The organism is Psychrobacter sp. NPDC078409, from assembly GCF_050268505.1.
Lineage (GTDB): Bacteria > Pseudomonadota > Gammaproteobacteria > Pseudomonadales > Moraxellaceae > Psychrobacter.
The window spans coordinates 181,518-208,015 of sequence record NZ_JBNNGW010000002.1 but is presented as its reverse complement, the minus strand read 5'-3'; the positions used below and the strand labels follow the sequence as shown (position 1 = coordinate 208,015).

Sequence of the window (26,498 nt, the reverse complement as noted above, 5' to 3'; positions counted from 1 at the left end):
TGGATCTGTCCTTACTTATTTATCGGTAGTCTTGCTGCTGCTAACGTTGTCTATCATGGTGCGACTGACACGGAAAAATAACGCAAGCTCTACGAGGCTTAAATCTTTCGTTAATTGCTGTCTTGTCCATTCTTCCGCTGCATCAAGCTTTGTCATAACTTCTTCGCCTTTAGAGGTCAGCTGTAGTAATTGGCTACGACCATCAAGCGGGTTGTCTGTCTTTAAGATTAGCTCAGCCGCCAATAGGTCATTTAAGGCACGGGTAATCTGCGCTTTGTCTCGCTGCATGTGTTTAGAGATAGATAGCGCAGTGCTATTTGGGTTATAACAGACACCTTTTAAGGTTCTGATATTGGTCACGGACAACTCGACACCTTGCTGACGAATGCCTTCTAGCAGTAGATTGGTATAGGTATGCATCAATTGATGTAGTGTTTCGCTCAATGAATTGTTAGACATAAAAACTCTTTGATATAGTTGATAGAAGCAACTATATAGAATAAGGTTGACAGTGTCAACTATAAAATGGTTTTTGAAGGAGTGTGTCTATCTAAACTTGGATAATTTTGAATAAGATAAGACAGTAGAGGGTCAAGAAAATAGGGATATATTGAACGAGGAGCTCTTAGATTGAATGGTTTTATGACTAGGAGGTTTTGTAATTAAGAAGATTTATAATTAAACAGCTTTGCAATTAAAAAAATTGTAATTAATAAACACAGTGATTAATAAATTCTAGAACTAAAAAGCAGGCACAAAAAAAGCTGAGATATACTCAGCTTTTTTATTTTTAACAGCTATCTGAAACCTATTAGCTAGGCTCAGTATTTCTCTGAAAATTTAGTCATTTTCAAGGAAAGAGCGCAAGTGCTCAGAACGTGATGGATGACGCAATTTACGCAATGCTTTTGCCTCAATCTGACGAATACGCTCACGCGTTACATCGAACTGTTTACCGACTTCTTCCAAAGTATGATCCGTTGGCATATCGATACCGAAACGCATTTTTAGGACACGCGCTTCACGCTCAGTCAGGTTACCCAATACATCACGCGTCGCTTCTTGCAGACCAGCAGCTGTTGCATCATCGACAGGGCTTGAGATCGTACCATCTTCGATGAAATCACCTAGGTGCGAATCTTCATCATCACCGATAGGGGTTTCCATAGAAATCGGTTCTTTAGCAATCTTCAGCACTTTACGGACTTTAACTTCGTCCATCTCTAAGCGTTCGCCTAATTCCTCAGGTGTTGGCTCGCGACCCATTTCCTGTAGCAATTGACGTGAAACGCGGTTTATCTTGTTGATCGTCTCAATCATATGCACAGGGATACGGATGGTGCGTGCTTGGTCAGCGATAGAGCGGGTAATCGCCTGACGAATCCACCATGTGGCGTACGTCGAGAACTTATAACCACGGCGATATTCAAACTTATCAACGGCTTTCATCAGACCGATGTTACCTTCTTGGATAAGATCCAAAAACTGTAGACCACGGTTAGTATATTTTTTGGCGATAGAGATAACTAGACGTAGGTTAGCTTCAACCATTTCTTTTTTCGCGCGGCGAGCTTTTGCTTCACCAACCGCCATACGACGTGCCACATCTTTCATGTCGTGGATTTTCATGTCGAGCTGTTGCTCGTAATCACGGATACGACGTTGAAGTAAAATGACGTCATCAGTAACTTTTTCTAGCGTACCAGCAAATGCAGGCTTACCTTTGATACGTTCAATCAACCAATCAACATTGGTTTCATTGCTAGGGAAGGTCTTACGGAACTCTTCACGCGGCATACGACCACGGCGAATCACCAGACGCATAATCTGACGTTCTTGCTTACGCACGTCGTCATAGACGTCATGCATGATGGCCATGACCTGATCTGACAAGCGGTTGTTTAGCTTTAACATCATAAAGCGTTCAGCAAGTAAAGCATACGCTGTATCAGCTTGTACGCTACCACGGCCATAATCAAGCAATGCTTGCTTGGCTTTGATAAATAGATGCTCGATCTCTTCTAGACGCAAACGAACTTCTTCTGGATCAAGACCGCTGGTTTCTTCTTCAGCTTCGTCTTCAACGTCATCTTCGTCTTCGTCGTCATCATCAAGCGCAGCTGCTTTCGCATTGACTTTAGCTTTGATAACTGGTGGGTTTTCTTTTTCTTCTTTGATGCGCTCACGTTCTTCTTTCGCCGCTTCTTTTGCTTCTTGGGCTGCGATTTTGTCTTCTTCGGTTTCAGGGTCTAAGAAACCAGTGATGACGTCAGATAGCTTTTTTTCGCCATCTTGTACTTTTTGATACTCGTCAAGGACAAATTGTACGGTACCAGGCCAGTAAGACATAGCATGCTGCACATCACGAATACCTTCTTCGATACGCTTCGCAATGGCAATCTCGCCTTCGCGAGTTAATAGGTCAACCGTACCCATTTCACGCATATACATACGTACAGGGTCAGTGGTACGACCAGGCTCAGTTTCAACAGAGGCGAGTACTGCCGCTGCCTCATCTGCTGCCATATCATCATCGCTTGAATCATCGTTCATCAAGATGTCATCGGCATCAGGAGCTGATTCAAAGATTTTGATACCGACATCGGTCAGCATTTGCACAATGTCTTCGATCTGATCGCTTTCGGTAATAGAGTCGGGCAGCTGGTCATTCACCTCAGCGTAGGTAAGATACCCTTGCTCTTTGCCCATTTGGATTAAGGTGGCCAGTTGAGATGTGGACTTAGAAACTGACTTATCGTTCATAAATACTCGCTTACTTGCATCGGACATTTTTATATTGTGACTCGCTATCGCTCGCTCTTTGCGTTGATCTTATCAATCGATTGATCAAAATATGGCGTAGAGGTTGTCAATAATATCAAAAATGAGTTGATATGAATAAAGGCTCAAAACACTACAATAACAATGCTGAAAAACAGCTAAAAATTAGAAAAGCTAAAAAGACTTCAATACAGTACCTAAAAAAATATAGTACTTAAAATTTAATACTCAAAAATAGTATCTAAAAGCGGATACGTAAAAATAATACCTAAAGTTTGTGCTTAACGATGCATGCTCACAATCATTCACCAAGCAGTGCTGTCAATATACAGCGACACAGTTTAACACAGACCACAGTGGTCAAGCACGAGCTAGTGATAGCTACCAACCATTTTTTACTGATTATCTGCCATCAGCTAAATGATTTAGGAGCGACTCATGCTACTGGGCATAATCATTAGTAGTGGGGGCAGCTGCTAGACTTTTAAAGGGTCAACATTTGAAATTAAACATTAAGACTGCACAGTGACCATCTGGGCAGATTGCTCTGCCTGCTGTGCGCGTAGCCAATCATTTAATAATTGGGTTTGTTTACGGACGATCGCAAGCTTAATATGATCTGGGTTCTGTATCAGCTCTTGTATTTTTTTCTTCATGTTACGCTCAAGTAGCTGACTGACTAGTTCTTCGATTAGGCCATCAAGCCCCAAAATATTGCGTGCGGTTAGCGCTTTATAGAAGCCGCCCCAATTACGGCTAAGCATGTCTTGGGTCGCAGGTTTTACGTTTGATAAGATAAAATGCGCCGCTGCATTGACATCTTTTGGTAGGTAGTTAAGACAGCGCTTGATGGTGCTTACGATATCTAGCAGAGCAGCATCTTGCAAGTCTTCCCACGCAAGCGGACGTAGCGTATCAGGCGATGCTTTTTGTTTGATATGAGCAGGTAGGTGTAAGCCATTAATCCCTGACTGTTGCCAAATCGACTCAATAGGGTCATCGATTAACGCGCGTGGCTGAAACAAAAAGCACAGCTGCAATTGCTGACTGATGGTCATATCACCATCAAAATCTAGCAGCGCATCTTTGGCCTCGACATTCTGACTGCGTTTACCGCCAAGCTTTTGATAAACGTCATTGTTGAGCAAATAGCGAAAGCTACTGCCTTTGGGTAAGGCGGTCGTCAACGAGCGTACTTGGGACATGAGCTTGGCTTTGCCTTCAGCCAGACTCATGTCATAACGCTCACTCAAATACGCAAAAATATACTGTGATAGTGGCATGGCATTAGCGATTTGCTCACGCATGGCATCGCTGCCCTGACTCTTAATAAAAGTATCAGGATCATGATTGTTCGGCAGGGTTAAAAACCGCAGCTCTTTGTCATCGGCTAGTACAGGCAGCGCAACTTCAAGTGTACGCCAAGCGGCTTTTTGTCCTGCACTATCCCCATCAAAGCTCAAAGTAAGCGTTGGATTGAGTGTCAGTAGACGCGATATTTGGCTTTCATTAATCGCTGTACCCATCGAGGCGATTGCCCCATAGATACCCGCTTGATAAAGGGCGATCACATCCATATAGCCTTCGACCACCAGCCAGCTGTCTGCGCGCTGCTGACGTGATTCATAATAGCCGTATAGTACATGCTGCTTATGAAAGACGGGCGAGTCTGAGGAGTTGATATATTTAGGCTTTACTTCGTCATCGAGCGCCCGGCCACCAAAGCCAATGGTGCGGCCTTGATTATCACGAATTGGGAAGATGACTCGGTCGCGCAATAGATCGTAGTCGCGGCCAGACTCTGATTGACGTACCAATCCTAAGGCTTTTAGACCCTCAATATCCTGCGGAAATTGATGCTCAAGATGCTGCCAACCAAATGGCGCATAGCCAAGACCAAAGGTCTCAAAGATGTCTTCGGTGATACCGCGTGATAAAAAGTAGTGCTTGGCATGGGGATGCGTGGTCAAATTGTGCTGATAAAACTGTTGGATTTGCTCTAGCAGCTCATATAGATTGCCATCTTTATCATCGTTTTGGTCAATACCATGAGCGTCCTGCATACCAGCGCTAGTATCGGTATCTGTTAGCCATGCTGGCGGATAGCCACTGTCATTTGCATGGTTTGGTGAATACGGCTCTGAGGAATATGAGTCCATCGAATAGGACGCTGAATCATACGCCTCTAACGGTGGAAAATCCTCGTAGCCTTGATTGTCATCATAAATGGGCTGGTCGATGCAGTTTTGGTCACTTTGGGCGACATTGTTTTGATGACTGTCTTGACGATTATTTTGATGGTTGTCTTGATTTGCACCGTCTTGGCTTACTTTGTTATGTTCTACAGTTGGGCTAGGCACATTGTGCACAGGCGGCGCAATAGGTTTGGGTGCGTGACGTTGATAACTAACGTTTTGCTGCTCTTCTTTCGGTACTTCGATGCCTGTTTGCTTTGATAGTTCATTGACCGCTTCAATAAACGTCAAATTTTCATAATCACGCAAAAAACTGATGGCATTGCCACCGACGCTACAGCCAAAGCAGTGATAGATGTTTTTTTGTGGATTGACATAAAAAGAAGGCGATTTTTCACCATGAAAAGGGCAGCAGCCTTTATATTCACTACCAGCGCGTTTAAGCGTGGTGTGTTTGCCAATGATGCTGATCAGGTCAGCTTGGCTATTTAGTTGTTCAAGAATATGGTTAGGAATGCTCATACAAAAAACAGTTTACCATAGGTCGATTATGTTGGGGCAGAGGTAATAAGGTACTGCTAGAAAAATAAGGCCAACATAATGTTGGCCTTATTATCAATGAATACAGACTGTGTTAGTTAGGCTAAGCTAAGAAGAGACTTCACGTAATCAATTATTATCCATATCACTCACACTGTCGTCATTTAACGTAGTGCGGCGTGTTGGATTGGTATTTAGAGGATCGACGTTGGCTTCTCTTGCAGTCGAGCCAGTACTTGATTGGCTGGTCACGCGCTCAGCTGATGCCTCAGGCAGACCTAAGCCTACGCTAATACCATTACGTGCAGCAGCATTATTGGCGACTGGAGTATTAACAGGCGTCGTGTTTGTTCCTGCTAGTCTCAACTGGGCTGCGTTACGAATTATTTGTGTCTTGGTTGCGCCGTTATACTCACCAGATGCGACTGATTTGTCAGTTGTGTTCGAACGACCAAGCTTGCCAAAGGTAATTTTATTGAGCCAAGTACGATCACGTTTGGTGCTCAATTTCACACTACCATTGCTGGTTAGCATTTCTGGGTAGTTGATCTGCAACAGCGTTTTGTATTCATTAGCCAAATCGGTTAGACCAAGTTTTTCATGGCTATAAGCTAGTACCGCAAGAGCATCTAGGGTTGACTCACTCAGCGGGTAGTACTGGAATACCCATTTGGCACGGTTGACCGCTGCTACATAAGCTTCACGCTCGATATACCAGTTGGCTGCGCTCATTTCGCTCTCAGCAAACTGATTGTAGATGAACGTCATACGTTGAGCGGCATCTGGTGCATATGGGCTGTTTGGATATTTATTGATAAGCTCTTGGAAGTTGGCAAAGGCAATACGCAAATACGCAGTATCACGCTCAGCTTGGTTTAGTTTAAATAGCTTTAGGCTTTCAGATGAGCCTTCCATATTAGCAACACCGCGCACATAGTAGGCGTAGCTGACTTGTGGGTTAGACGGATACAGACGGATAAACTGCTCAGCACTTGCTGCCGCCATTTCATACTTGTCGCCTTCGTATTGTGCATACATCATGTCAAGCAAGGCTTGCTCAGCGTACTGTCCGGTTGGATAAAATGTGCGCAGATTGGTCAGCTCTTCGATGCCTTGGATATAGTGACCTTTGTCAATCTGATTGACGGCCTCGTTATAATACCCTTGCTCTGATTTTTCAGCTGTTTCTACTGCCTCACCATCTTTGGCGCCAGTTATATTTTTGAAAGTCTGGCAACCCACTAGATTGACGCTAAGCGCCAGTAGGGTTATTGAGGACAGTTTGATAAACGTATTGCCAACAGCTTGCATACTTCTTCTCCGACACAAGACGCATAATAGCAGCGGCGCTATCATGCTATATAAAAGGTTAGTGATAAAAAACGACGCTAAATAGTCAGCGGTCCACCAGCAAAAATTTTTTATCGAATGCAGTTTTTGTTATGACGTATTGTACTGATAGATTGGGTTTGATGCATAGCGCTTGTATAGTAAGCCAGTCATAGACCACATGCATTTAGCCATAATCAAACGGTTTAAATGGCAATCACGGTCAACGAAACCCAGTGCTATTTTCATACTGTATCTAAATACGGCATTCGCATACAGTGCCATAGCATACAGCAAAACATGGCTATACTTTATAGAATAACATTTGCTACGTCTATTTTTTCGCCATCTATATTGTATAGGCAGTTTAACATGAGCGGCTGTTACGAGCGATATCGAATGTCGCTAGCATGAGTAAATATACAGTAAATTACAGCAATGTCATGTTCTAGAGAGTTAAGCGAGGCATCTTACAGCCCAAAGGTATGCTCAAAAATTAACAGATAGCATGCAGCTTCTATAGGGCTTATGCGTGCGACATGATACACTAGAGTAGTATTGTCTTTGCTTTTTTGTACCTTAAAGGTGGTTATCTGCCATTTATAGGCAAAAAACTATAATCAAAAAACGACAATTTTTTATACTGCTATTTATAATACTATCTTCGAAGTCGCCTCACAAAACACTGTCAGGAACTTTGCCACGTATCAATGTATCAATCCGCTATGAATAATGATGCCATGACTACCAATTTATCACCGAATCAATCTCCAGATACTGATTCATCAGCACAAGAGTCACCAATGCCAAATGATGTTTTGAACAATAATAAGTTACCTGATAATCAACCAATGATGAGTGATCAAGTGCATGATGATGCGCTTGATAATGAAGAGTTGCTCATCGATGATGGTAATGATCTGAACGATAGCGATATTGATGATAATGATATTGATGACAGCGACATGGACGGCGATGACGATGAAGCCCCAGTAGCGGGTCAAGCTGTACCAGTGATTGTAGATATGACGCATGTAGTCACAGAAGATCAAGCTGGTCTGCGTATTGATAAGGTCGCCTCACAAGCGTTTTCAGACTTTTCGCGGGTGCAACTCCAGAACTGGATTACTGATGGTAGTCTACTCTATAACGGCAGTGTCCAAAAACCAAAAGTTCGTGTCAAAGCAGATGACGTATTGCATCTATCAACGACGTTACAGCAGCATGGCGAAGACCAACCAGAAAATATAGATATCGATGTTGTCTATGAAGATGATGACGTATTAGTAATCAATAAACCTGTCGGTATGGTGGTTCATCCTGGCGCAGGTAATCAAAACGGCACTTTGGTCAATGCATTGCTATATCACTATCCTCAGCAGCATCATTTACCGCGTGCAGGTCTCGTGCATCGTATTGATAAAGACACCTCTGGATTGCTATTGATTGGCAAAACCAAACCTGCTCAGATGGCACTAATGGAGCAGCTAAAAGACAAGTCTGTTTATCGTCACTATAAGTGTGTGGTAGCAGGGGACCAAGCAAGCCTATCTCGTCATCGTCGTATCGATGCACCGATTGGCCGACATCGCAATCAGCGTACTAAGATGACGGTGATGACCGCTGGTCGCGAAGCGGTAACGCATCTGCTAAATGTCACGCCATTGAACGAAAATTACTGTCTACTAGATGTCGGACTTGAGACTGGACGTACGCATCAAATTCGTGTGCATCTAAGTCACATTACTTATCCACTAGTCGGTGACCGTGTCTATGGTGGCCGTCGTCAGCTACGCTCTGGATTGACAGAAGCCCAGCGCCAAGCTATCAATAATTTCCCGCGCCAAGCACTGCATGCCTATACGTTAGGATTCGTGCATCCGACGACAGGTGAGGACATTGAGGTGACGACGCCACTACCTGAAGATATGCAAAAACTGATGGCCGTACTAAGCGATGGTTATTATGAAGAGTAAACGCTAATGTCTACTAGATGAGAGGTGAGAGCGAGCAGCCATGACGAACACGTTCCCGATGACAATGATTGCGCAAATTGATGATGTGGCTGTTTTTCAGACGGCTGCTTTTGCGTATGGTGATATGGATGATTCTGCTACCAAAAACCAGCGTACAGGGTTTGAGGGTCAGTCAAATTACGGCGAGCTGAATCTAGGTCTGCATGTCAATGATAATGCACTGCAAGTATTAGATAACCGCATGAGTCTATTGGCTGCTATCAATGAGCAGCTGATCGATAAGTCTGCACAGAACGAGCAGCATGCGGCCATTAATCGCTTACATTGGGTCAGTCAGGTTCATGGTAAACATATTCATGATGTCGATGCTACTACGTTGAATATGGCGCCACTATCTGCTGATGCGATGGTCAGTCAACAAAGTGGTCGCGGTCTGGCAATCATGACGGCGGACTGTGTACCGATTGTCTTATATCAGCCAACCAGTGGCAAAATCGCAGCGATTCATGCAGGCTGGCAAGGATTGGCCTGTGGTGTGATACAAGAGACTGTTAATCGCTTTACTGATTCAGGCCCTATACAAGCTTGGATAGGCGTTTGTATCAGTCAGGGAAACTATGAAGTAAATACAGACGTTCGCGATAAGCTATTGGCTGGGTGTATAACGAATCAGACGTTGTCACAGAAGCATATCGATAACTTTGTGTCGTTATTTTCTATATCGTTTTATGACGACAAGATAAAGTTGGATTTACCGAAGCTTGCTGCCATGCAATTAGAAGCTGCTGGTGCTACAGTTGTGAATGACTTGCCTGTTGATTGTAGTTACGCTGATACTCACTATTACTCGTATCGCCGCCAGACTCATATGCAGCAGCCTGCCACAGGTCGGATGGCACTAGTCATCGTCCGTCGTTAGCAGCTTTATAGTCAGCGAACTACTAAACCGCTACGGTGTTACCCTCCCTAGATGTACTATATGTACAATCTACGGTCGGCTGCCTTGTAGCTGTTTTAGATTTCTTTGGCTATATAATAATGGGTAGTGGAAACGAAGTGATAAACAATAAAAAAACAGCAGATTATTCTGCTGTTTTTTTGTTTGAGTGCTACATTTTTATTAACACAAGGTCTGTATTAACACGAAATTTGTATTAGCAAACGGAGTCGCTAGATTTTGGTACTGATAGGCCAAATAGAGGACGTAAATATAGTGCCAAGAACGTACCTGCCATTGCCAGTATGCCCCAGATATAACCATGTAAGCTAAAAGAAGCGATACCACCAAAGTAAGCGCCGATATTACAACCGAACGCGAGACGTGCACCGTACCCCATCATCAATCCGCCGATGACTGATGCTGCAAAGTTACCGGCAGTAATCTTAGTAAACTTAAACAAACCACCCGCAGCAGAGGCGATAAACGCGCCAATGATAATGCCGATATTTAATACAGTGGTCGAATCTGCAAATATAGAAGCCTCAAGCGCCGCTGCATTAGCCCCTTGCCAGTAGCCCCAGCTAGCCACATCCATGCCAAAGCCGCTTGCAATTTTAGAGCCCCACAATGTGAATGCTGACGTAATGCCCCACGGTTGACCACGTGTAAGTAATGTCAGACCGTTAAGTAAAGCTAAGACGATTGCGGCAGCAAATAGCGGCCAAGAACCACGAAAGATTCGTTTCCAGCCAGACTCAGAAGGTACGGGTGCCATCTTTGGTGCGTTTCTTTTTTTCTCAACGACTAATGTTACCCATGCGATAATGCCGAATATAGCAAGCGACACCAGCCACGCCCCTGTATAACCAAGACCTGTAGAGGTTGCCAAAGAGAAAGGTGCGTAAGCGGGCATCTCTTCTGTCCAGAATGGCAAATGATAAGCCCCAATCGTGGCGCCCACTATGAAGAAAATAAAGGTGATGAACATAACAGAGCGTCCACCGCCTACCGCATAGAGCGTACCAGAGGCACAGCCGCCACCCAGTTGCATGCCGATACCAAATACAAATGCGCCTACGACTAGACTGACCCCTAACGGCGCGACATAACCTGCGACAGGACCGCCAAATAGCGTCGTGCCATAAGCAAGTATTGGCGCAAACAGCGTGACAGCAACTGCCAACATCAGCATGTGAGAGCGCATCGCTTGACCGTTGCCCACTGCCATCATACGTCTAAAAGCAGAGGTAAAGCCAAAGCGGGCATGAAAAAGGGTATAGCCTAACAAAAGACCTATCCCAAGTAGCAATGATTGGGAGATATGTTGAGTGGCTAATAGATACGCAAGCACCATCAATCCTACGATGCCACCACCCATAATTAAGGGTTTTTGTGGTGCATTTAGGGCCAGATCATCTCTAATGATAGGATCTTTTGTGTCGTTTACAGGTTGAACAAGAGTAGTCAAGGTAATAGCTTCCTTATCCGATGATGTTATCAGATATCATTTTTATAAGAATTTATATGAGTATAGTTACGCAGGTTTGCAGAATTGGAAACTGTATTTCTGTTAATTCGATTGATTTGGTTAAGCAGTAAGAAGCGTTACATCATAATCCTATTGTCATTAATGTAAATACGGAGAGATTAGAAGAAATAGAATTAGTATATGATTATATGGAATAAATGGACTGCTATGTATATGAGCTTATATTAATAGTTATCTATGGAGCTGATAATTATAGGTTTATCAGTTATTAGGAAGTTGTTTGTTTCATATTATCAGTTAACGCGACTTACCCATTTATACAAAATATATTAAAAGTATATGTGATCTGATTAGTCAGACTTTAATAAATAACTTAAAAACGAAAATACGTCTGATACAATGGGCTTGAATTCAATGAAGTTCATCGCATATATACTGGTATGTATATGCTGCCGTATAGAGACTATGTAATTAAAGACTGTGCAGTTAAAGACAGTGTAATTAAAGACTATGCGATTGTTCCATCACCATTGATATTTCTGCCAGTTAAATTCACTCAAAGAAGCATTTCTTGATTCTGTTATATCGCCTGATAGTTTAAGGGCTTGAGCTATCGATAAGTACTTATTAGTGAAAGTGAAGTCACTAGCTATCGACTGTGGCTAAGTATCCAATATTTTGTAAGTTTTATATTCAACCAATTATTTATTATTAGAGTACGTATGAATACACCTGCTAAATCGTCTAACACTTCTACACCTACTGATAACACGCCTAATGTCTCAATCGCTGTTATCTTCCATAGTAATTATGGTCATACCAAGCGTGTCGCTGAGGCGATAGTACAAGGTGCGCATCAGCAATTGCCAGAAGCGCAAGCCAAGGCTGTCGATGTTTATGATGTTGATTGGGACTATTTAGATCAGGCAGATTTGCTGGTTTTCGGTAGTGCAGTGTATATGGGTAGCGTGACAGCTGAGTTTAAAACCTTTATGGATGAGACATCCAAGCGTTGGTATCATCGCAAATGGGAGGGTAAATGGGCAGCAGCGTTTGCCAATTCGGGCGGCCTGAGTGGTGATAAACTTGCTGTATTGCAGCAGATTTCCCTATATGCGATGCAACATGGTATGAATTGGATTGGTCTGCCATTGATGCCGACAGGTCATGAGGCTCACGACTTAAACCGTCTGTCTAGCTTTTTGGGTTTGATGACTCAGTCGCTTGATGGCCCACCTGAAGAGACACCAGGTTCGGGCGATATTGATACTGCTATTTGGTTTGGTGATCATCTAGCCAAAACGATTATTAAGCATCAACCAGCTGATGCTAAGCTATAAAAGCAGCTAGAACCGACAGAGCAATCGAATAAAAAAGCAGACATTATTGATGTCTGCTTTTTTTGTGCCAGTTTTTATTGAACGATAAGTGCTATTAAGCGCTAGGCTTTTATTGAGCAACAAGCTTAGTAGGGGCAGGCTTCACGGGGATAGGACTGTCAACGAATTGAAATGATTGACAACCTCCTAACAGCATCGTTGCTATTAGCAAATAGGTAAAGGCAAATGACTTCATAGTAATATCTCAAAAACGATTTTAGCCCAACGATATGTCACGATTACTTATCATTAGAAGTCACAACAGTGAAGAGTCAGGCTTATTTGCAGACATTATATATAAAAATCAGCTGCTGATAGCAGTTTAAAGGCGATATATGTATTCGGTACTGTTTTTACGCAGGCTATCTCGCTGTTTATAGTATGGCTTATCTAACGCTTCGTTTGATTTGTCATGTATAAAATTAGAAATATTTATAAAAACAGTGTCTGATTTTGAGTGGCTGAGTAACGAATAAAATCTACAAAACGTATAAGTATTTACTTAGATTTAAATTATTCACCAATTATTCGCCAACTGTTTGATAGTATCTATAGGCATTTTAACGGGTTGTGTTATAAATAAGAATAGTGATAATATGTTGAAAGCTGACCAAATAGTCAAGTATCCTATAGTACGAGTTTTCTAACAAAATTGTTTGATACTTGCTGATATTTGCAACCGATTTACCTGATATAAAAAGTGCGCTGTCCTGATTTTTTATCTCTTAGAATGTATTAGAAAATAAGACAGAATGACCGTACTTAAACGGTTGCAGCATGATGTAAACCAAGTGCTTACTTTCAGTATTTAAGCCGACAAACTCCTTAAGCCTTATGCTTATCTTCATTATTTTATTTTAGCCGAGTCTTGCTATGATTAGTTTTTACTTAAATGGGAAACGCCACGAGCTAACCCAGCTTAACCCTAATACGACGGTGCTTGAGTATCTACGATTGCATGAAGGCCAGACGGATACGAAGGAAGGCTGTGGTAGTGGTGATTGCGGTGCCTGTACTGTGATGGTTCAGCGCCTGCCTAACGCTAGCCAGCCAGCGCTTAATGATGAAAATGGCGACGAAAAAAATGCTACGCCACCGTTCTATACGATCAACTCCTGCATTACGCTAGTGTCGCTCATGGATGGTCATCATCTGATGACGGCTTCTTATTTGGCAGATAATCCTGAGCATCATCCAGAACGTGCTCTGCTGCATCCAGCGCAGCAAGCGATGGTTGAATGTCACGGGTCGCAGTGCGGTTTTTGCACGCCTGGGTTTGTGATGTCGCTGGCTTGTGTTTACGAAAACAATCGTATGCAGACAAGTCCAGAAGCAGCAAGTCAGAACGATGCCAAGCAATTAAGTTACGATGAAGTGGTTGCATCAATATCTGGCAACTTATGCCGCTGTACAGGTTATCGTCCGATTATCGAGGCGGGCCTACTGATGAGCGATATCGGTCAGCAGAGAGAAGCAGAGCAGTCGGCGGTGAAAGACTTGACGATCAGTCTAGCGACAGATGCGATGGGCAGTACAAAGGAGTCAGTAGTATCTGAGCATGTGCCAGCTAAAGCTAAGTTGAACAATGAAGAGCTGAAAACGATTGCACCTGCACTTAATGATGCTGGGCGACAGTTGTATATGCCTAAGTCATTAGATGAACTTAATCAAGTATTAGCGGCCTATCCGCAGGCTACGATTTGGGCAGGTGGTACGGATTTAGGATTGAGCGTGACGCAGCACTTAGTCGACCATGAGGTGATTATCCAGCTTTCAGGTGTTGAGGCATTAAAATCATGGTCACTATTTGACGCAAAGTCTGACTTAAGCCATGAAGACTCGAATAACGAGCAAGCTCCTAGCCAAACACTAATACTGGGTGCTGGCATGAGCTATCAGCAGATGTTGCCTGTGCTTGAGCAGTATTTTCCAAGCTTTGCGCAAGTATTTGAGCGTATTGCTTCTCCGCAAATCCGTAATATGGGCACCATCGGCGGCAATATAGCCAATGCTTCTCCAATTGGTGATTTACCACCGATTTTATTAGCGTTAGATGCGTCAATTCATCTGCGTCATTGCGCGCCTAATCGTGAAGAATCAGGTAACGATTTAGATAGTAGTGATTCGGTTTATACGGATGAGATCATACCTTTATCAGAATTTTTCTTAGATTATAAAAAGACCAAACTGCAAGCAGGCAGTTACGTAGTTGCTATCCATATTCCTCTGATGCATGACAATCAGCACTTATTTATTCATAAAATTAGCAAACGCTACGAAGATGATATTTCAGCGTGTCTACTAGCGGCGCGAATCGATGTATCAGCAAATGGCATGACGATAGAGAATGCAAGGCTTGGGCTTGGCGGCATGGCTGCCATACCATTGTTAGCCACAACCTGTCAGCAAGCGCTCATTGGGCAAGCAGCTGAAGTTGCGAGTTTTGAGCAAGCAGCACAAGTCTTGTCTGCAGACGTTACGCCCATGACTGATGTTAGAGCCAGCCGTGAATATCGCTCACATGTGGTACAGCGCCTACTGGCAAAGTGTGGCAAGCAATTGGTAGCAGGTAGACAGACCGAGACCGCTTAACTAGCAGAGTTGTTTGCTAATACCGCCTTATCGTTATATTTGCCAAGAACAAAAGAGCATTAATCAAAGCGTCCTAATAGAAGAGATCTGCCATGAGCCATCATTCGTCCTTATTTGACAGTTATAGTATCCGCCGCGTGCGTCCGCCAAAAAACAAAATTGGCACCTCGGCTAAGCATGATAGTGCGATCAGCCATGTCATGGGGACGGCAACTTATGTGGATGATATTGCAAAACCGCAAGGCACGCTACATCTAGCAGTAGGTAAAAGCAGCCACGCTCACGCACGTGTATTGAGTATGGATTTGAGCGCTGTTAGAGATGCGGATGGGGTGGTAGATGTCTTAAGTTTTAAAGATTTGCCTGCGCAGACGGATATCGGTGCGGTGTTCGACGGTGAGCCATTGATGGTGGATGACATCACAGAGTATGTGGGTCAGACGTTATTTGTAGTAGTAGCGAGTAGTCATCGCGCTGCCAAAAAAGCGGCTACCAAGGCAGTGGTAGAATATGAGCCATTGCCAGCAGTACTTAGTATTGATAAAGCGTTAGAGCAAGAGTTGTTTGTGCGTCCGAGTCATTTTATGAAGCGTGGTGACGCGGCGACTGCGCTTGATAACGCACCGATTCGCATTGAAGGCCATATTCATATGCGCGGGCAAGAGCACTTTTATCTCGAAGGCCAAGTGTCTTATGTCGTGCCTTGTGACGATGGTGGGCTAGAAGTATACACGTCGTCACAGCATCCAAGCGAAGTACAGCAACTAGTCGCCGAAGTAACAGATCTGCCATTTCATGCGGTCAATACCGTGGTGCGCCGTATGGGTGGCGGCTTTGGTGGTAAAGAAACACAAGCGGCGGCGTGGGCGTGTCTGTGCGGTATCGTTGCCAAACGTCACAATGTCCCCGTCAGTATGCGGTTAGATCGCCAAGACGATATGGTGGTGACCGGTAAACGTCATGAGTTTGCCAACCGTTATGAGGTTGGTTTAGACGAGTCTGGTCGTATATTGGGCGTCGATATGCAACTGGCTGGCTTATGTGGTTACGCGCCAGATCTATCTGATGCCATCGTCGATAGAGCGATGTTCCACTGTGATAATTCCTATTATTATCCAGCGGCTCATGTAGCGGGTCATCGCTGCAAGACGCATACGGTATCCAATACAGCCTATCGAGGGTTTGGTGGGCCACAAGGGTTAATGACTGCTGAATATATGATGGATCATATCGCCTATACATTAGGGCAAGATCCGCTACAAGTGCGTTTGGCAAACTTATATCAAGATGGTCAAAGTACCCATTACGGTCAGACGATTGAGCATTTCGATTTGGCCGCCATCATGACTAAGTTGGCAGACGATTGTGATTATGACAATCGCCGTCAACAAATTCTAGAAGCAAACCAAAAAGCTGCCGCTGAAGGCAGTGATAAACGTTTGGGTCTTGCTTTAACGCCAGTAAAATTCGGTATTTCATTTACAGTGCAAACGCTCAATCAGGCAGGTGCATTGGTACATATTTATACAGATGGCAGTATCCATCTCAATCATGGTGGTACGGAGATGGGACAAGGGCTATATATCAAAATTGCCCAAATTGTTGCCAATGAATTTGACGTTGATCTGGATACAGTTAAAGTATCAGCGACACGTACAGACAAAGTACCTAATACCTCACCAACTGCCGCGTCATCAGGGACAGACATTAATGGCAAGGCAGCACAGAACGCTTGCTTGAGTATCAAAGCGCGCATACTTGAGTTCGCTGCTGAGCATTTCGACGTAGCACAAGAAGACATACGTTTTGAAAAAAACCACGTCTATATCGGTGATAAAGAAACGCTCACTTTTTCTGAAATGATTCAACTGTCGTATCAGAACCGTATTAGTCTGTCGTCTACTGGCTACTATAAAACGCCGAAGATATTTTATGATCGCTCTAAAGCATGGGGACGTCCGTTCTTTTACTTTGCATTAGGCGCTGCCTGCGCTGAGGTTGAGATTGATACGTTGACAGGTGAGTACAAAGTGCTGCGCTGTGATGTGCTGCATGATGCAGGGCAGTCGATCAACCCTGCCATTGATATTGGCCAGATTGAAGGTGGTTTCGTGCAAGGCATGGGTTGGCTCACAGCAGAAGAGCTGATCTGGAATGATAAAGGAAAGCTCGCATCTGATAGTCCTGCCAACTATAAAATTCCAACGGCGCATGACTTGCCTAAGCAGTGGAATGTCAAACTGTACGACCGCAAAAACGAAGAACAAACTATCTATAACTCTAAAGCCGTTGGTGAGCCGCCGTTTATGTTGGCAGCCAGTGTCTGGTGCGCTCTCAATAATGCAGTGGCTAGTCTCGGGGAGTATAAGAAGAATCCAGAGCTGACCATGCCTGCGACGCCAGAAGCAGTGTTAAAAGCAGTCATGCGTATGCAAGGCACGTCGTGGGATTTAACAACTGAAGCAGACACAGATACGGTTGATAGTTTAGTCAAAGGCGCTAAAGAAAATAGCGACCTTTACAACGAAAAAGCCATGCCGCAAGACGTACGTCATGCTAAAGATATCGATCCAAAAGAAGTCGAAGGCAAACAAACCGATGACCAGCCTAATGCGATAGAGCATCCAAATGTAGCAGGGGCAAGAGGTCCTGCGCACAGTGAATGAGTCGTTAGCACCGCCAGTCGTTTGGTATGAAGGTCTAGCGCGATATCAGCAGCGAGGTATCGCTCACGTGTTGGCGACGGTCGTAGCCGTAAATGGATCTGCTCCTCGAGCGCTACAGGCGAAGATGATCATCACGCAAGACAATATCGTGGATACGCTGGGCGGCGGCGGTCTAGAGCATGATGTTATCAACACGGCACGGCAACTACTGAACGGTGAAATAGCATCAACTGTCTCAAAAGAAGTCAAACCAAAAGTTTCTGAAACTGACAGTGAAAGCGCGTCAGTATCTTCTAAAGCAGTGCGCCGTGATGCTGTCTATACCAAGCATTACCCATTGGGTGCAAAGTTGGCACAGTGTTGCGGTGGTAGCGTCACCGTTATGTTCGAATGCTTCAATGTAACGCCGCCGATGTCAGTACTAGTGTTTGGTGCAGGGCATGTGGCATCAGCGCTAATGACCATACTCGCTGAGCTACCTTGTCAGGTAGATTGGGTGGACAGTCGCCCAGAGATGTTTGAGCGTTATTTAGTTGATGAATCTACTACTAATCAATCCAAAATTTATAGCTTACCAGCGCATATCCGTCCGCATATCGATGATGAGCCTGTAGATTTTGTGCGCCCATTTATCGAGCAGGGTGGTCAGCGTTTTATTCTGGTTATGACTCATGACCATAGTTTTGATTTTGAGTTAGTACGGGCGGCATTAGATACTATTTCTGATACTAGCTCACCTCATGATAAGTGCTCAGATATTTCAGCACCTTACATCGGCTGCATTAGCTCAGCAACTAAGGCTAAGCGTTTTAGAGATCGTTTGATTCAGCGTGGCTACAGTGAGCAATTAGTAAATCAACTGGTTATGCCAATTGGATTGCAAATTGGCGGAAAAGAGCCGATGGCAGTGGCAGTTTCTATCGTGGCGCAGCTCTTACAGCAGTATCATCAGGCTATTTCTTGAACGGCTCATTCTATATAACTTTTATACTTTTTATTAAATCATTAAAGCGCTCAGTACTATTTATCAAAACGCTCAGGACTACCAAGCCATTGTGAGATCTACGAATGACCCTACATATTTATCAAGCTCGACTGCTGCACTACTTGACCGAAAGCGATCGTACTGAGCGTGCAACCTCTGATCATTCACAGACATTAGCTGTGGAACGAGACATTACGTTGCTACCAGTGATTGAAGATGTACAGGTTTATCCTGAATATATCGCTGATGGTGCGCTTGTTGTAGATGATGTGACATGGTGCATTGTAGAGTATGGTCGTAGTGAAACTATACTGTCAAAGTATTCCAATGAAGAGGGTGAGCCAGCAGTCAAAGTGCACGACTATCGCGATAAATTGATCATGCCAGGCTTTATTGATACCCATGTGCATTATCCGCAAGTAGATATGATTGCTGCTTACGGTGAGCAATTACTTGATTGGCTTAATAATTATACTTTCGTCACTGAGGCCAATTTTGGCGATCCGAAAGTAGCACATGATACGGCACAGTTCTTTTTAAATCAGCTGCTGGCCAATGGTACGACGAGCGCCATGGTGTTCTCTACCAGCCATCCATTATCTGCAGAAGCATTCTTCACAGAAAGTCATCGGCTCAATACCCGTATGATCACAGGCAATGTGCTGATGGATCAAAATGCGCCTGATAATTTATGTGTACCTGCTGAGCAAGGCATTCGAGATACCCAAAACATCATTGATAATTGGCATGAGCGCGGCCGCCAACATGTGGCTATTACGCCAAGATTTGCCATTACCTCAACACCGAAACAGTTGCGCATGGCAGGCGAGTTATATGCCAGTTACGAGAGTGTTTATCTGCAAACGCATTTGGCAGAGAATCATGATGAGATTGCGTTTGTAAAACAACTGTATCCCAATCACAAAGGCTATCTCGATGTCTATGACGATATGGGATTACTGGGTCGACGCACCACCTTGGCACATGGTATTCATCTTGAAATATCTGAGTATGAGCGTCTGCGCGCGACTGGCACACAAATATCACACTGTCCGACGTCCAATTTATTTTTGGGTAGTGGATTGTTCGATTTACCCAAGACGTTAAGTTATACCGGTGTCAGTATCGCCACTGACGTTGGAGCAGGGACAAGTCTGTCGATGCTGACGACTCTGTCAGAAGCGTATAAAATCCAACAACTACAAAGCAATCAACTATCCGCTCATCAAGGGCTATATCAAATTACGTTGGGTAATGCCCAGTCGCTATTATTGGACGATAAAATCGGTAACTTTATGCCAAATAAAGAAGCGGATTTTGTGATCATCGATATGGGTGCAACGGAATTGCTTGAGCGACGTATGGCGCAGACCAAAACACTGGAAGAGCAGTTGTTTGTACTAATGATGCTAGGCGATGACAGAGTAATTGATCAGACAGTCATCGCAGGCGTAAGTCGCTATCGTAAATCAACTTTATAGGTGTAAATAAACGCTGTACCTAAATCAGGAACAAGTGAGACTTCTTTCAGGTATAAAAAACAAACCCTTGTTCCTATATTGTAGGAACAAGGGTTTATTACTGCCAAGTGAGTTTCTATTTAGTATTAAAAATGGAATTTTACCAATGCACTAGGGGAGTTTTGATTCACGCCATCAACACCGTATTTATTTTTCCAATAGCTATACTCCATACCGACTTCTAAACGGTTATCAATACCGAGCACTTCTTGTAAGTTGTATTTAATTTGCGGATTGATATGAATATTATCTTCAATATCATCATTATTAAATGAATAATCAATAAAACCATCCACCACGAAGTTGTTGCGCTCCCAACCATACGTTAAGGTAATTTGCTGATCGTCGTCAGTATTGTCGTTAAAAGCATGATATAGCGTCGCGGAAGCAAATGTCGTACCTGGAATAGGTACATTGAGATCTGCACCAATACCAACTAGATAATTATCTTGATCAAAGCCAGTGCTGTTCGAACCAAATTCATACGTAGCGGCTAAATTAACCTGCTTGATAAAACTGTCATTAAAAGTGGCTATTTTGAATGTAGGAGACAGCTCGCCATAAGTTTCTCTAAATCTATTGTTTTCAATGTCATCGGCACCTTGGTTTCGATCGACAAAGAAGAATACGCCGCCCCAGTCATGCGCAGAGGCATGCTCTAATGTAACTGTCGTCAGCTCTCCGTCTTCTACAAGTTCATAGTCGTCACCGTAAAGTACGGAGACACTCGTATCAGTAAAGAAGGTCTTAGCATGGATGTTCGACATGCTACCTAAAGCAGCGATAGCAACAGCTGCCATCGACAAAGGTTTGAGTAAAGCTAGCTTTTGGCTAGATGATTTGGTATGACAGGATAAGCTCGTTAATAAATCAAAACGCAAAATATGACCCCATTATGTACAATTGATTGTTGATTGCCCCAAAACTGTATCGTTATTATTGGCTAGTAAACAAACTATTAATCCAATGCTCTTAGACAACGGTTGATTGATAGTGCTTAAATGCTTACTACTAAAGAGCATTCAATAACTGTGCCACAAATGACCTAGAGGGCTGTCATCTACAGAGTCTTCTAATTTTTAGTCTTATTAGCCATTAGTAAGGGTAGAAATAAGCAAAATAGTCCTTAACTATTCTCAAATGAGAGGGCCAATTTCCGTGCATTTAAATATATGTGGCAAACAATGTTTTTCGAAGGATCAGATGCGCCATAAAAGCACCAAAATGGATATCCATGTGCCCCAAATTGGGTCGTCTGACGGACTTTAATCAATTGATAGGCATATGATTTAACAACTCAATAAACATAAAAAAGCCAGCTAATAGAAATTAGCTGGCGTTAAGTTTGTACATGTCGGATGCGACTATTTTCTATTGAGTTAACTGCATTCGCCTTTTAACTCAATAAACACATGCCAATCCGTGATATCAATCTCATGACAGTTATCACCCTCGCCATTGATACGATCAATAACTAAGAAATCACTGTCACGTCCAAGCGCGAGTAGTGGGTGATGCCAGACATTGGCATCGTACTGTACGCCTTGATTAGATTTTGCATAAAACACTACTAAGTCATCAGGCGACTGCGGCGGCACACCAGCTTTTGCGACAACGACGATATAGTCTTGGCCTTCCATAGATACAAATGCTTGTGTCCCAAGCGGATGGTATTCCATGACCGAGAGTGCAATAGGGTTCTCACGTTTCTTGGCCCGGAAAATACTCATACCAACTGAGCCACCGACGAGCTTACTTTCGGCAAGTGCATGATGACGAACCGCATAGCCATTATTGATCTCATAAGTATTGTCATCTGTTTGCTCATTATCACTATAGCGCTCGATAACCGAGCCATAGGGGGCAAAGTTTGCCTTGGTTAAAGGCTTAGCTGTTAAAGTGACACCCATTATTTAGCCTCTTTACTATCAACATCAGTACCAGTGTCAATATTAGCCTTAGCAATTTTGCCATACACGCGTACACGGCTGATACCACCATCTGGGAAGATATTGACCCGAATATGCGTGATAGGTTTATCAAGTTGGAGCTTATCTTTACCAAAGTGATGAACGTCGTCAGCATTGGTTTTTTGCGGCTCAAGCAAGGTCTCCCAAAACATACTCTGAGTCACTAAAGTTTGCTCTGGTGTATTTGGTGAGTAGACGGCTTGGATCGATACTTTATCAGGATAATTGCCTTTAAAGTGAGCAGTATCTATCTCGATGGAATCAACGATACCTGCTTTACCTAACGCGATGATGCACCAGTCATTGCCTGGCTCACGGCGACGACGAGTCTCCCAGCCATCACCCATGTTAGGCGCTTTAGTTGGTAGTAGTAAATTACTAGCCGCACCAAAATGTGCATCGTTACTAGCAATCGCACGACCACCGTTTAACGCGCCCGCCAAGTCAAGCGTCTCGCCTTGTATGTTTAGGCTGGCATCAAGTTGGATATCACCATAGACACGTAGTCGGGCAACGCCGCCATCTGGATAGATGTTCAAACGAATATGGGTCACTGTTTGCTCATGATGAATCTCGACAAGCTCATGATTGTGACCTTGAAGCGGGGTCATACCCACTAGTGCCTGCCAGTTTTTATTGTCCCAATCTTCTTTGCTTAGACTAGTAAGTTCAGCTTCATCTTGCTGCAGCAGCTCGGGCGCGTATAAAGCATCGACACTGGCGGAAGAGGGAAAATTACCCGTAAAGTGACTGGTATCAATATCGAGACCAGCTATTTTGGTTGGGCGAGCCAGTTGAATCACTAAATAATCGTAACCCAAATGGCGTTTACGACGAGTTTCCCAGCCGTCCATCCACTTACCGTTGTCATCGAACTTACCCACCACAAATATAGGTGCATCAGGATTTAGAATACGGCTTTTATCCGCAAAGAAGTCATCGGTAGCAAATAGCGATTTTGCGCCCAAGCGACTGTCAGCGACGTTTGATTTCTTGGTAAACGCTGGCAGGGTATCAGGTAGATTATTTGCGGAGATAATTTGTCCAACTTCTGAAGTGTTTTGACTCACAATGATTCCTTTTTTAATAATGGTGTTTATTAATAACGTATGGCTTATTTTATATATTAATCTATGCTAATTCGTACGCGCTTAGCTAAGTAAAGCGAGTGCTATGACGATAGCCTAGCTTACATCCAGTTAGCAGTGTTGTCTGACGTAGCAGGATGGTTTTCGTACCAGTGTTTAGCGATATCATCACGGCGGCATATCCATATGTCGGGCTTATTGGTGATATATTGCAAAAACTGCTTTAGCGCTTTGATACGTCCTGCACGCCCAATAATGCGGCAATGCAAGCCAATGGTCAGCATTTTAGGGGTATGTGCGCCTTCTTCGTATAAGGTATCAAAGCTGTCTTTGAGATACTGATAAAATGGTTCAGCGTGGGTGAATCCTGGGCTAGAAGAAAAACGCATGTCATTGGTCTCTAGGCTATAAGGGATGACCAAATGTGGTTTACGCGTGATCAGATTGCCATCTTGGACCTTTACATTGAGCCAATATGGTAACTCGTCACCGTACGAGTCAGAGTCATAGGTATAGCCGCCTTGCTCGGCGACCAGTTCACGAGTATTTGGACTATCGCGTCCTGTATACCAGCCGAGAGGTTGGCCGCCTAGCATACGTTTAAATATCTGGGTGGCGCAGCGAATGTGTTCACGCTCCGTCTCACGGTACATATCCTGATAAGTAATCCAGCGTAGACCATGACTGGCAATCTCATGACCGTCTTTTAATACACGCTCGATAATATGCGGTGTTTTTTCAGCAGCGGCGGCACAGGTAAACGTGGTGATTGGCACGCCAAATTCTTTGAATACATCTAATACACGCCACACACCGACACGGCTACCGTACTCAAATGCAGATTCAATAGACTGGTGACGGTTGTTAAATTCTGGTGTGCCTAAGATATCAGACAAGAAACGCTCTGATTGTCCATCGCCGTGGATGACGCTATTTTCTGCACCTTCTTCGATGTTTAATACAAACTGTATGGCGATTTTTGCGCCGCCTGGCCAGTTCGCTTTTGGTGGATTTCCAGCATAGCCTTTTAGGTCGCGGGGATATGTGCTCAGATCAAAGTCACTGGTAATTTTTTTGCTCATTATCTATATTCCTATATCGCTTAGAGCCTTAAATATTTATTTGAATGTTGCTCGTAAAGGACAGTTATTTTTTATCAAAAATTAAAGTGATGACGCATATGCCACAAGCTGTTGGCGCTCGACATCCGTCAACTGAGTAATATTACCAAGCGGCATATAGCCAGTCTGTACCGCAGTGACGATTTTCGCTTTATGAATTTTTAAGTCTTCTGGTGTCTGCAAAATGATTCCTGCTGGCGGCGCGGCGAAGCCTTGCTGCGTCGGTTGTACCGCATGACAAGTACTACAGCGCGTATGCACGACATCCATCATAGCGTCATCTGCTGATGCGCTCACGGGTACGGCTTCAGCAGTAGCTGCATCATTACTAACACTGTTATTAGCACTGTTAGTAGCATTACTATTAGAACTGTTATTAGCATTAGCAACGGTATCAGTGCTTGAGTCAGTAGTCGCGCTTGTAGCTGGCGGCGTGCTATCAGTCGTTGTAGGTGCTACGGAGGCAGTAGCAGGCATTGCAGGCAATGGATCAATCGGCTCAGGTCGCATCCAAATAATCAACAATACGGTTAATACGGCTGGAATGACCAAGTAGCGTGGTTTTTTATGACCTAAGTGCTTTTGGTTAAAGTAATGACGGGCAGTCGCGGTAATGATACCGACGAAGACCAATACCAACCAACCTTTCTCATGAGCATACATCATTGGGTAATGGTTGCTGATCATGGTAAAGATGAGCGGTAGGGTAAAATAGTTATTCATCAGTGAGCGATTTTTGGCTTGTAATGCCAATTCAGCCACTTCTTTACCCGGTTTTTCACCGCGCCGCACACAGTCAACGAGTGCACGCTGAGCCGGCATAATACCAAAGAATACGTTACCTACCATCACCGTGCCCAAGATAGCACCGATATGTATAAATGAGGCGCGATCACTAAACAGCTGGTAAGAACCCCAGCTCGCGATGACTAGCAAGATAAAAATCAAGGTACTAAAGATAAAGGCGTTTTTACCCAAATGACTGCGTACGATCACTTCGTAAATGAAGTAACTACCAAATAAGAAAAGCAAGCTGGTGGCAATGGCACCGATACTAGTAAACGGCACTTTGCTTGGGTCAATTAGGTAGGCAGTTGCATTGGCATAATAGACGATAGACATCATCGCCGCACCCGTCAGCCAAGTGGTATAAGCTTCCCATTTAAACCAATGTAGCGTCTTTGGCATCTCTTCTGGTTCGAGTTTGTATTTGGCAATTTCATAAAACCCGCCGCCATGAACGGCCCAAAGATCACCCGAAATGCCTTTGTCTGTTTTCCACTGTGGCGGTTTGCGTAGGCTTAGATCTAGCCACACAAAATAAAACGATGCACCAATCCATGCTACCCCAGCGATAACATGAAACCAGCGGAAAAATAAACTCAACCATTCGAGAAGATAGGCGCCCATGTAATAAATGTCCTTTAATATGACAGTGTCTTAATAAAATGTCTTGGTAATTTCTTTTGATAGTATTTCCTGTAAGCTAATAACCAAGCAGAGAGCTAAACAACGCTAGAGCTACGATCCGCGATAGGTGCTATAACCGTGCGCACTAAGCAGGAGCGGCACGTGATAATGACTGGCATCGTTTACTACAAAGTCGATTACCACTTGCGGGTAAAATGCTGTCAGCTGCTGAGCATCAAAATAAGACTGAGTATCGAACGTTACGGTATAGCGTCCGGTATCTAGCTGACGGTCAGTACTATCGATGGCTGTATCAAACTGCCAAGCGTATGGTGTGACACGGCCATCACTATTGGTTGTACCATGCGCTAGTAATGTGGCGACACCATTGTCTTGTACGCGGTGTAAGGTAACGGCGACATCAGCGGCAGGTTTGCCAAGATGAGTGTCTAGGATATGTGACGATAGGGTGGCAGACATGATGCTTCCTTTAAATTTGTGAAAAATATAAATTGGG

18 protein-coding genes are annotated in these 26,498 nt (G+C 43.8%); 7 read left to right on the top strand and 11 right to left on the bottom strand.

All coding sequences use genetic code 11. The features are described 5' to 3' along the window. Window positions 1-15: 15 nt before the first annotated feature. From ACQKC9_RS03955 to ACQKC9_RS03940, 4 genes are all read right to left on the bottom strand, one after another. A complete protein-coding gene (locus ACQKC9_RS03955; protein ID WP_427620581.1) occupies window positions 16-459 on the bottom strand; it encodes a MarR family winged helix-turn-helix transcriptional regulator in 444 nt (147 codons plus the stop codon). A gap of 381 nt (window positions 460-840) precedes the next feature. Continuing rightward, window positions 841-2,763 carry an RNA polymerase sigma factor RpoD gene (gene rpoD / locus ACQKC9_RS03950; protein ID WP_191115137.1) on the bottom strand — a complete coding sequence of 641 codons (1,923 nt, stop codon included), beginning with the start codon at window positions 2,761-2,763 and terminating at the stop codon, window positions 841-843. A gap of 530 nt (window positions 2,764-3,293) precedes the next feature. Then, a complete protein-coding gene (locus ACQKC9_RS03945; protein ID WP_427620580.1) occupies window positions 3,294-5,498 on the bottom strand; it encodes a DNA primase in 2,205 nt (734 codons plus the stop codon). A gap of 147 nt (window positions 5,499-5,645) precedes the next feature. Continuing rightward, the gene (locus ACQKC9_RS03940) at window positions 5,646-6,827 is read right to left on the bottom strand and encodes an outer membrane protein assembly factor BamD (protein WP_427620579.1); all 1,182 of its coding nucleotides are present in this window, start codon (window positions 6,825-6,827) and stop codon (window positions 5,646-5,648) included. A 758-nt stretch (window positions 6,828-7,585) separates the two neighbouring features. On the opposite strand from ACQKC9_RS03940, the gene ACQKC9_RS03935 reads away from it, so the two are divergent. Both ACQKC9_RS03935 and ACQKC9_RS03930 read left to right on the top strand, forming a co-directional pair. Then, window positions 7,586-8,821, top strand: coding sequence for an RluA family pseudouridine synthase (locus ACQKC9_RS03935; protein WP_427620578.1), 1,236 nt, complete (start codon window positions 7,586-7,588; stop codon window positions 8,819-8,821). Window positions 8,822-8,861: 40 nt separating this feature from the next. Next, complete coding sequence (locus tag ACQKC9_RS03930) at window positions 8,862-9,740, top strand: polyphenol oxidase family protein (RefSeq protein WP_427620577.1); 879 nt, start codon at window positions 8,862-8,864, stop codon at window positions 9,738-9,740. A 235-nt stretch (window positions 9,741-9,975) separates the two neighbouring features. Here the strand turns inward: ACQKC9_RS03930 and ACQKC9_RS03925 are convergent, their stop codons facing one another. Beyond that, a complete protein-coding gene (locus ACQKC9_RS03925; protein WP_379544150.1) occupies window positions 9,976-11,229 on the bottom strand; it encodes a YeeE/YedE family protein in 1,254 nt (417 codons plus the stop codon). 743 nt (window positions 11,230-11,972) lie between these two features. Here ACQKC9_RS03925 and ACQKC9_RS03920 point away from each other — a divergent pair. The 5 genes from ACQKC9_RS03920 to guaD all read left to right on the top strand — a co-directional run bounded on the left by ACQKC9_RS03920 (window position 11,973) and on the right by guaD (window position 20,353). Beyond that, window positions 11,973-12,590, top strand: a complete 618-nt coding sequence (locus ACQKC9_RS03920) for a flavodoxin family protein (protein ID WP_427620576.1) — start codon at window positions 11,973-11,975, stop codon at window positions 12,588-12,590. 912 nt (window positions 12,591-13,502) lie between these two features. Beyond that, window positions 13,503-15,221 carry a xanthine dehydrogenase small subunit gene (locus tag ACQKC9_RS03915; protein ID WP_427620575.1) on the top strand — a complete coding sequence of 573 codons (1,719 nt, stop codon included), beginning with the start codon at window positions 13,503-13,505 and terminating at the stop codon, window positions 15,219-15,221. Between the two features lie 92 nt (window positions 15,222-15,313). Beyond that, a complete protein-coding gene (gene xdhB, locus ACQKC9_RS03910) occupies window positions 15,314-17,887 on the top strand; it encodes a xanthine dehydrogenase molybdopterin binding subunit (RefSeq protein ID WP_427620574.1) in 2,574 nt (857 codons plus the stop codon). Beyond that, a complete protein-coding gene (locus ACQKC9_RS03905) occupies window positions 17,880-18,851 on the top strand; it encodes an XdhC family protein (protein ID WP_427620573.1) in 972 nt (323 codons plus the stop codon). The genes xdhB and ACQKC9_RS03905 overlap by 8 nt, the downstream gene beginning before the upstream one ends. Before the next feature lie 104 nt (window positions 18,852-18,955). Then, complete coding sequence (gene guaD / locus ACQKC9_RS03900; protein ID WP_427620572.1) at window positions 18,956-20,353, top strand: guanine deaminase; 1,398 nt, start codon at window positions 18,956-18,958, stop codon at window positions 20,351-20,353. Window positions 20,354-20,478: 125 nt separating this feature from the next. Here guaD and ACQKC9_RS03895 read toward each other — a convergent pair whose 3' ends face one another. The 6 genes from ACQKC9_RS03895 to uraH form a co-directional block, all read right to left on the bottom strand. After that, entirely contained in the window at window positions 20,479-21,273 is a 795-nt protein-coding gene (locus ACQKC9_RS03895) for a DUF5020 family protein (RefSeq protein WP_414558559.1), read from the bottom strand. Between the two features lie 498 nt (window positions 21,274-21,771). Next, on the bottom strand, window positions 21,772-22,302 hold the full coding sequence (locus ACQKC9_RS03890) for an ureidoglycolate lyase (RefSeq protein WP_427620571.1): 531 nt from the start codon (window positions 22,300-22,302) through the stop codon (window positions 21,772-21,774). After that, complete coding sequence (alc, locus tag ACQKC9_RS03885; RefSeq protein ID WP_427620570.1) at window positions 22,302-23,432, bottom strand: allantoicase; 1,131 nt, start codon at window positions 23,430-23,432, stop codon at window positions 22,302-22,304. The genes ACQKC9_RS03890 and alc overlap by 1 nt, the downstream gene beginning before the upstream one ends. A gap of 119 nt (window positions 23,433-23,551) precedes the next feature. Next, a complete protein-coding gene (gene puuE, locus ACQKC9_RS03880) occupies window positions 23,552-24,532 on the bottom strand; it encodes an allantoinase PuuE (protein ID WP_427620569.1) in 981 nt (326 codons plus the stop codon). Between the two features lie 81 nt (window positions 24,533-24,613). Then, window positions 24,614-25,981: a urate hydroxylase PuuD gene (locus ACQKC9_RS03875; RefSeq protein WP_427620568.1), complete on the bottom strand. Its 1,368-nt coding sequence runs from the start codon at window positions 25,979-25,981 to the stop codon at window positions 24,614-24,616. A 111-nt stretch (window positions 25,982-26,092) separates the two neighbouring features. Next, a complete protein-coding gene (gene uraH, locus ACQKC9_RS03870; RefSeq protein WP_427620567.1) occupies window positions 26,093-26,461 on the bottom strand; it encodes a hydroxyisourate hydrolase in 369 nt (122 codons plus the stop codon). Window positions 26,462-26,498: the final 37 nt, after the last annotated feature.

What these genes read in the sequence shown, in the direction of transcription:
- ACQKC9_RS03875 (WP_427620568.1), bottom strand. Translation starts at nt 25,981, where the DNA reads ATGGGCGCCTATCTTCTCGAATGGTTGAGTTTATTTTTCCGCTGGTTT.
- ACQKC9_RS03890 (WP_427620571.1), bottom strand. Translation starts at nt 22,302, where the DNA reads ATGGGTGTCACTTTAACAGCTAAGCCTTTAACCAAGGCAAACTTTGCC.
- ACQKC9_RS03945 (WP_427620580.1), bottom strand. Translation starts at nt 5,498, where the DNA reads ATGAGCATTCCTAACCATATTCTTGAACAACTAAATAGCCAAGCTGAC.
- puuE (WP_427620569.1), bottom strand. Translation starts at nt 24,532, where the DNA reads ATGAGCAAAAAAATTACCAGTGACTTTGATCTGAGCACATATCCCCGC.
- rpoD (WP_191115137.1), bottom strand. Translation starts at nt 2,763, where the DNA reads ATGAACGATAAGTCAGTTTCTAAGTCCACATCTCAACTGGCCACCTTA.
- ACQKC9_RS03915 (WP_427620575.1), top strand. Translation starts at nt 13,503, where the DNA reads ATGATTAGTTTTTACTTAAATGGGAAACGCCACGAGCTAACCCAGCTT.
- ACQKC9_RS03940 (WP_427620579.1), bottom strand. Translation starts at nt 6,827, where the DNA reads ATGCAAGCTGTTGGCAATACGTTTATCAAACTGTCCTCAATAACCCTA.
- xdhB (WP_427620574.1), top strand. Translation starts at nt 15,314, where the DNA reads ATGAGCCATCATTCGTCCTTATTTGACAGTTATAGTATCCGCCGCGTG.
- ACQKC9_RS03955 (WP_427620581.1), bottom strand. Translation starts at nt 459, where the DNA reads ATGTCTAACAATTCATTGAGCGAAACACTACATCAATTGATGCATACC.
- uraH (WP_427620567.1), bottom strand. Translation starts at nt 26,461, where the DNA reads ATGTCTGCCACCCTATCGTCACATATCCTAGACACTCATCTTGGCAAA.
- ACQKC9_RS03920 (WP_427620576.1), top strand. Translation starts at nt 11,973, where the DNA reads ATGAATACACCTGCTAAATCGTCTAACACTTCTACACCTACTGATAAC.
- guaD (WP_427620572.1), top strand. Translation starts at nt 18,956, where the DNA reads ATGACCCTACATATTTATCAAGCTCGACTGCTGCACTACTTGACCGAA.
- ACQKC9_RS03930 (WP_427620577.1), top strand. Translation starts at nt 8,862, where the DNA reads ATGACGAACACGTTCCCGATGACAATGATTGCGCAAATTGATGATGTG.
- ACQKC9_RS03935 (WP_427620578.1), top strand. Translation starts at nt 7,586, where the DNA reads ATGACTACCAATTTATCACCGAATCAATCTCCAGATACTGATTCATCA.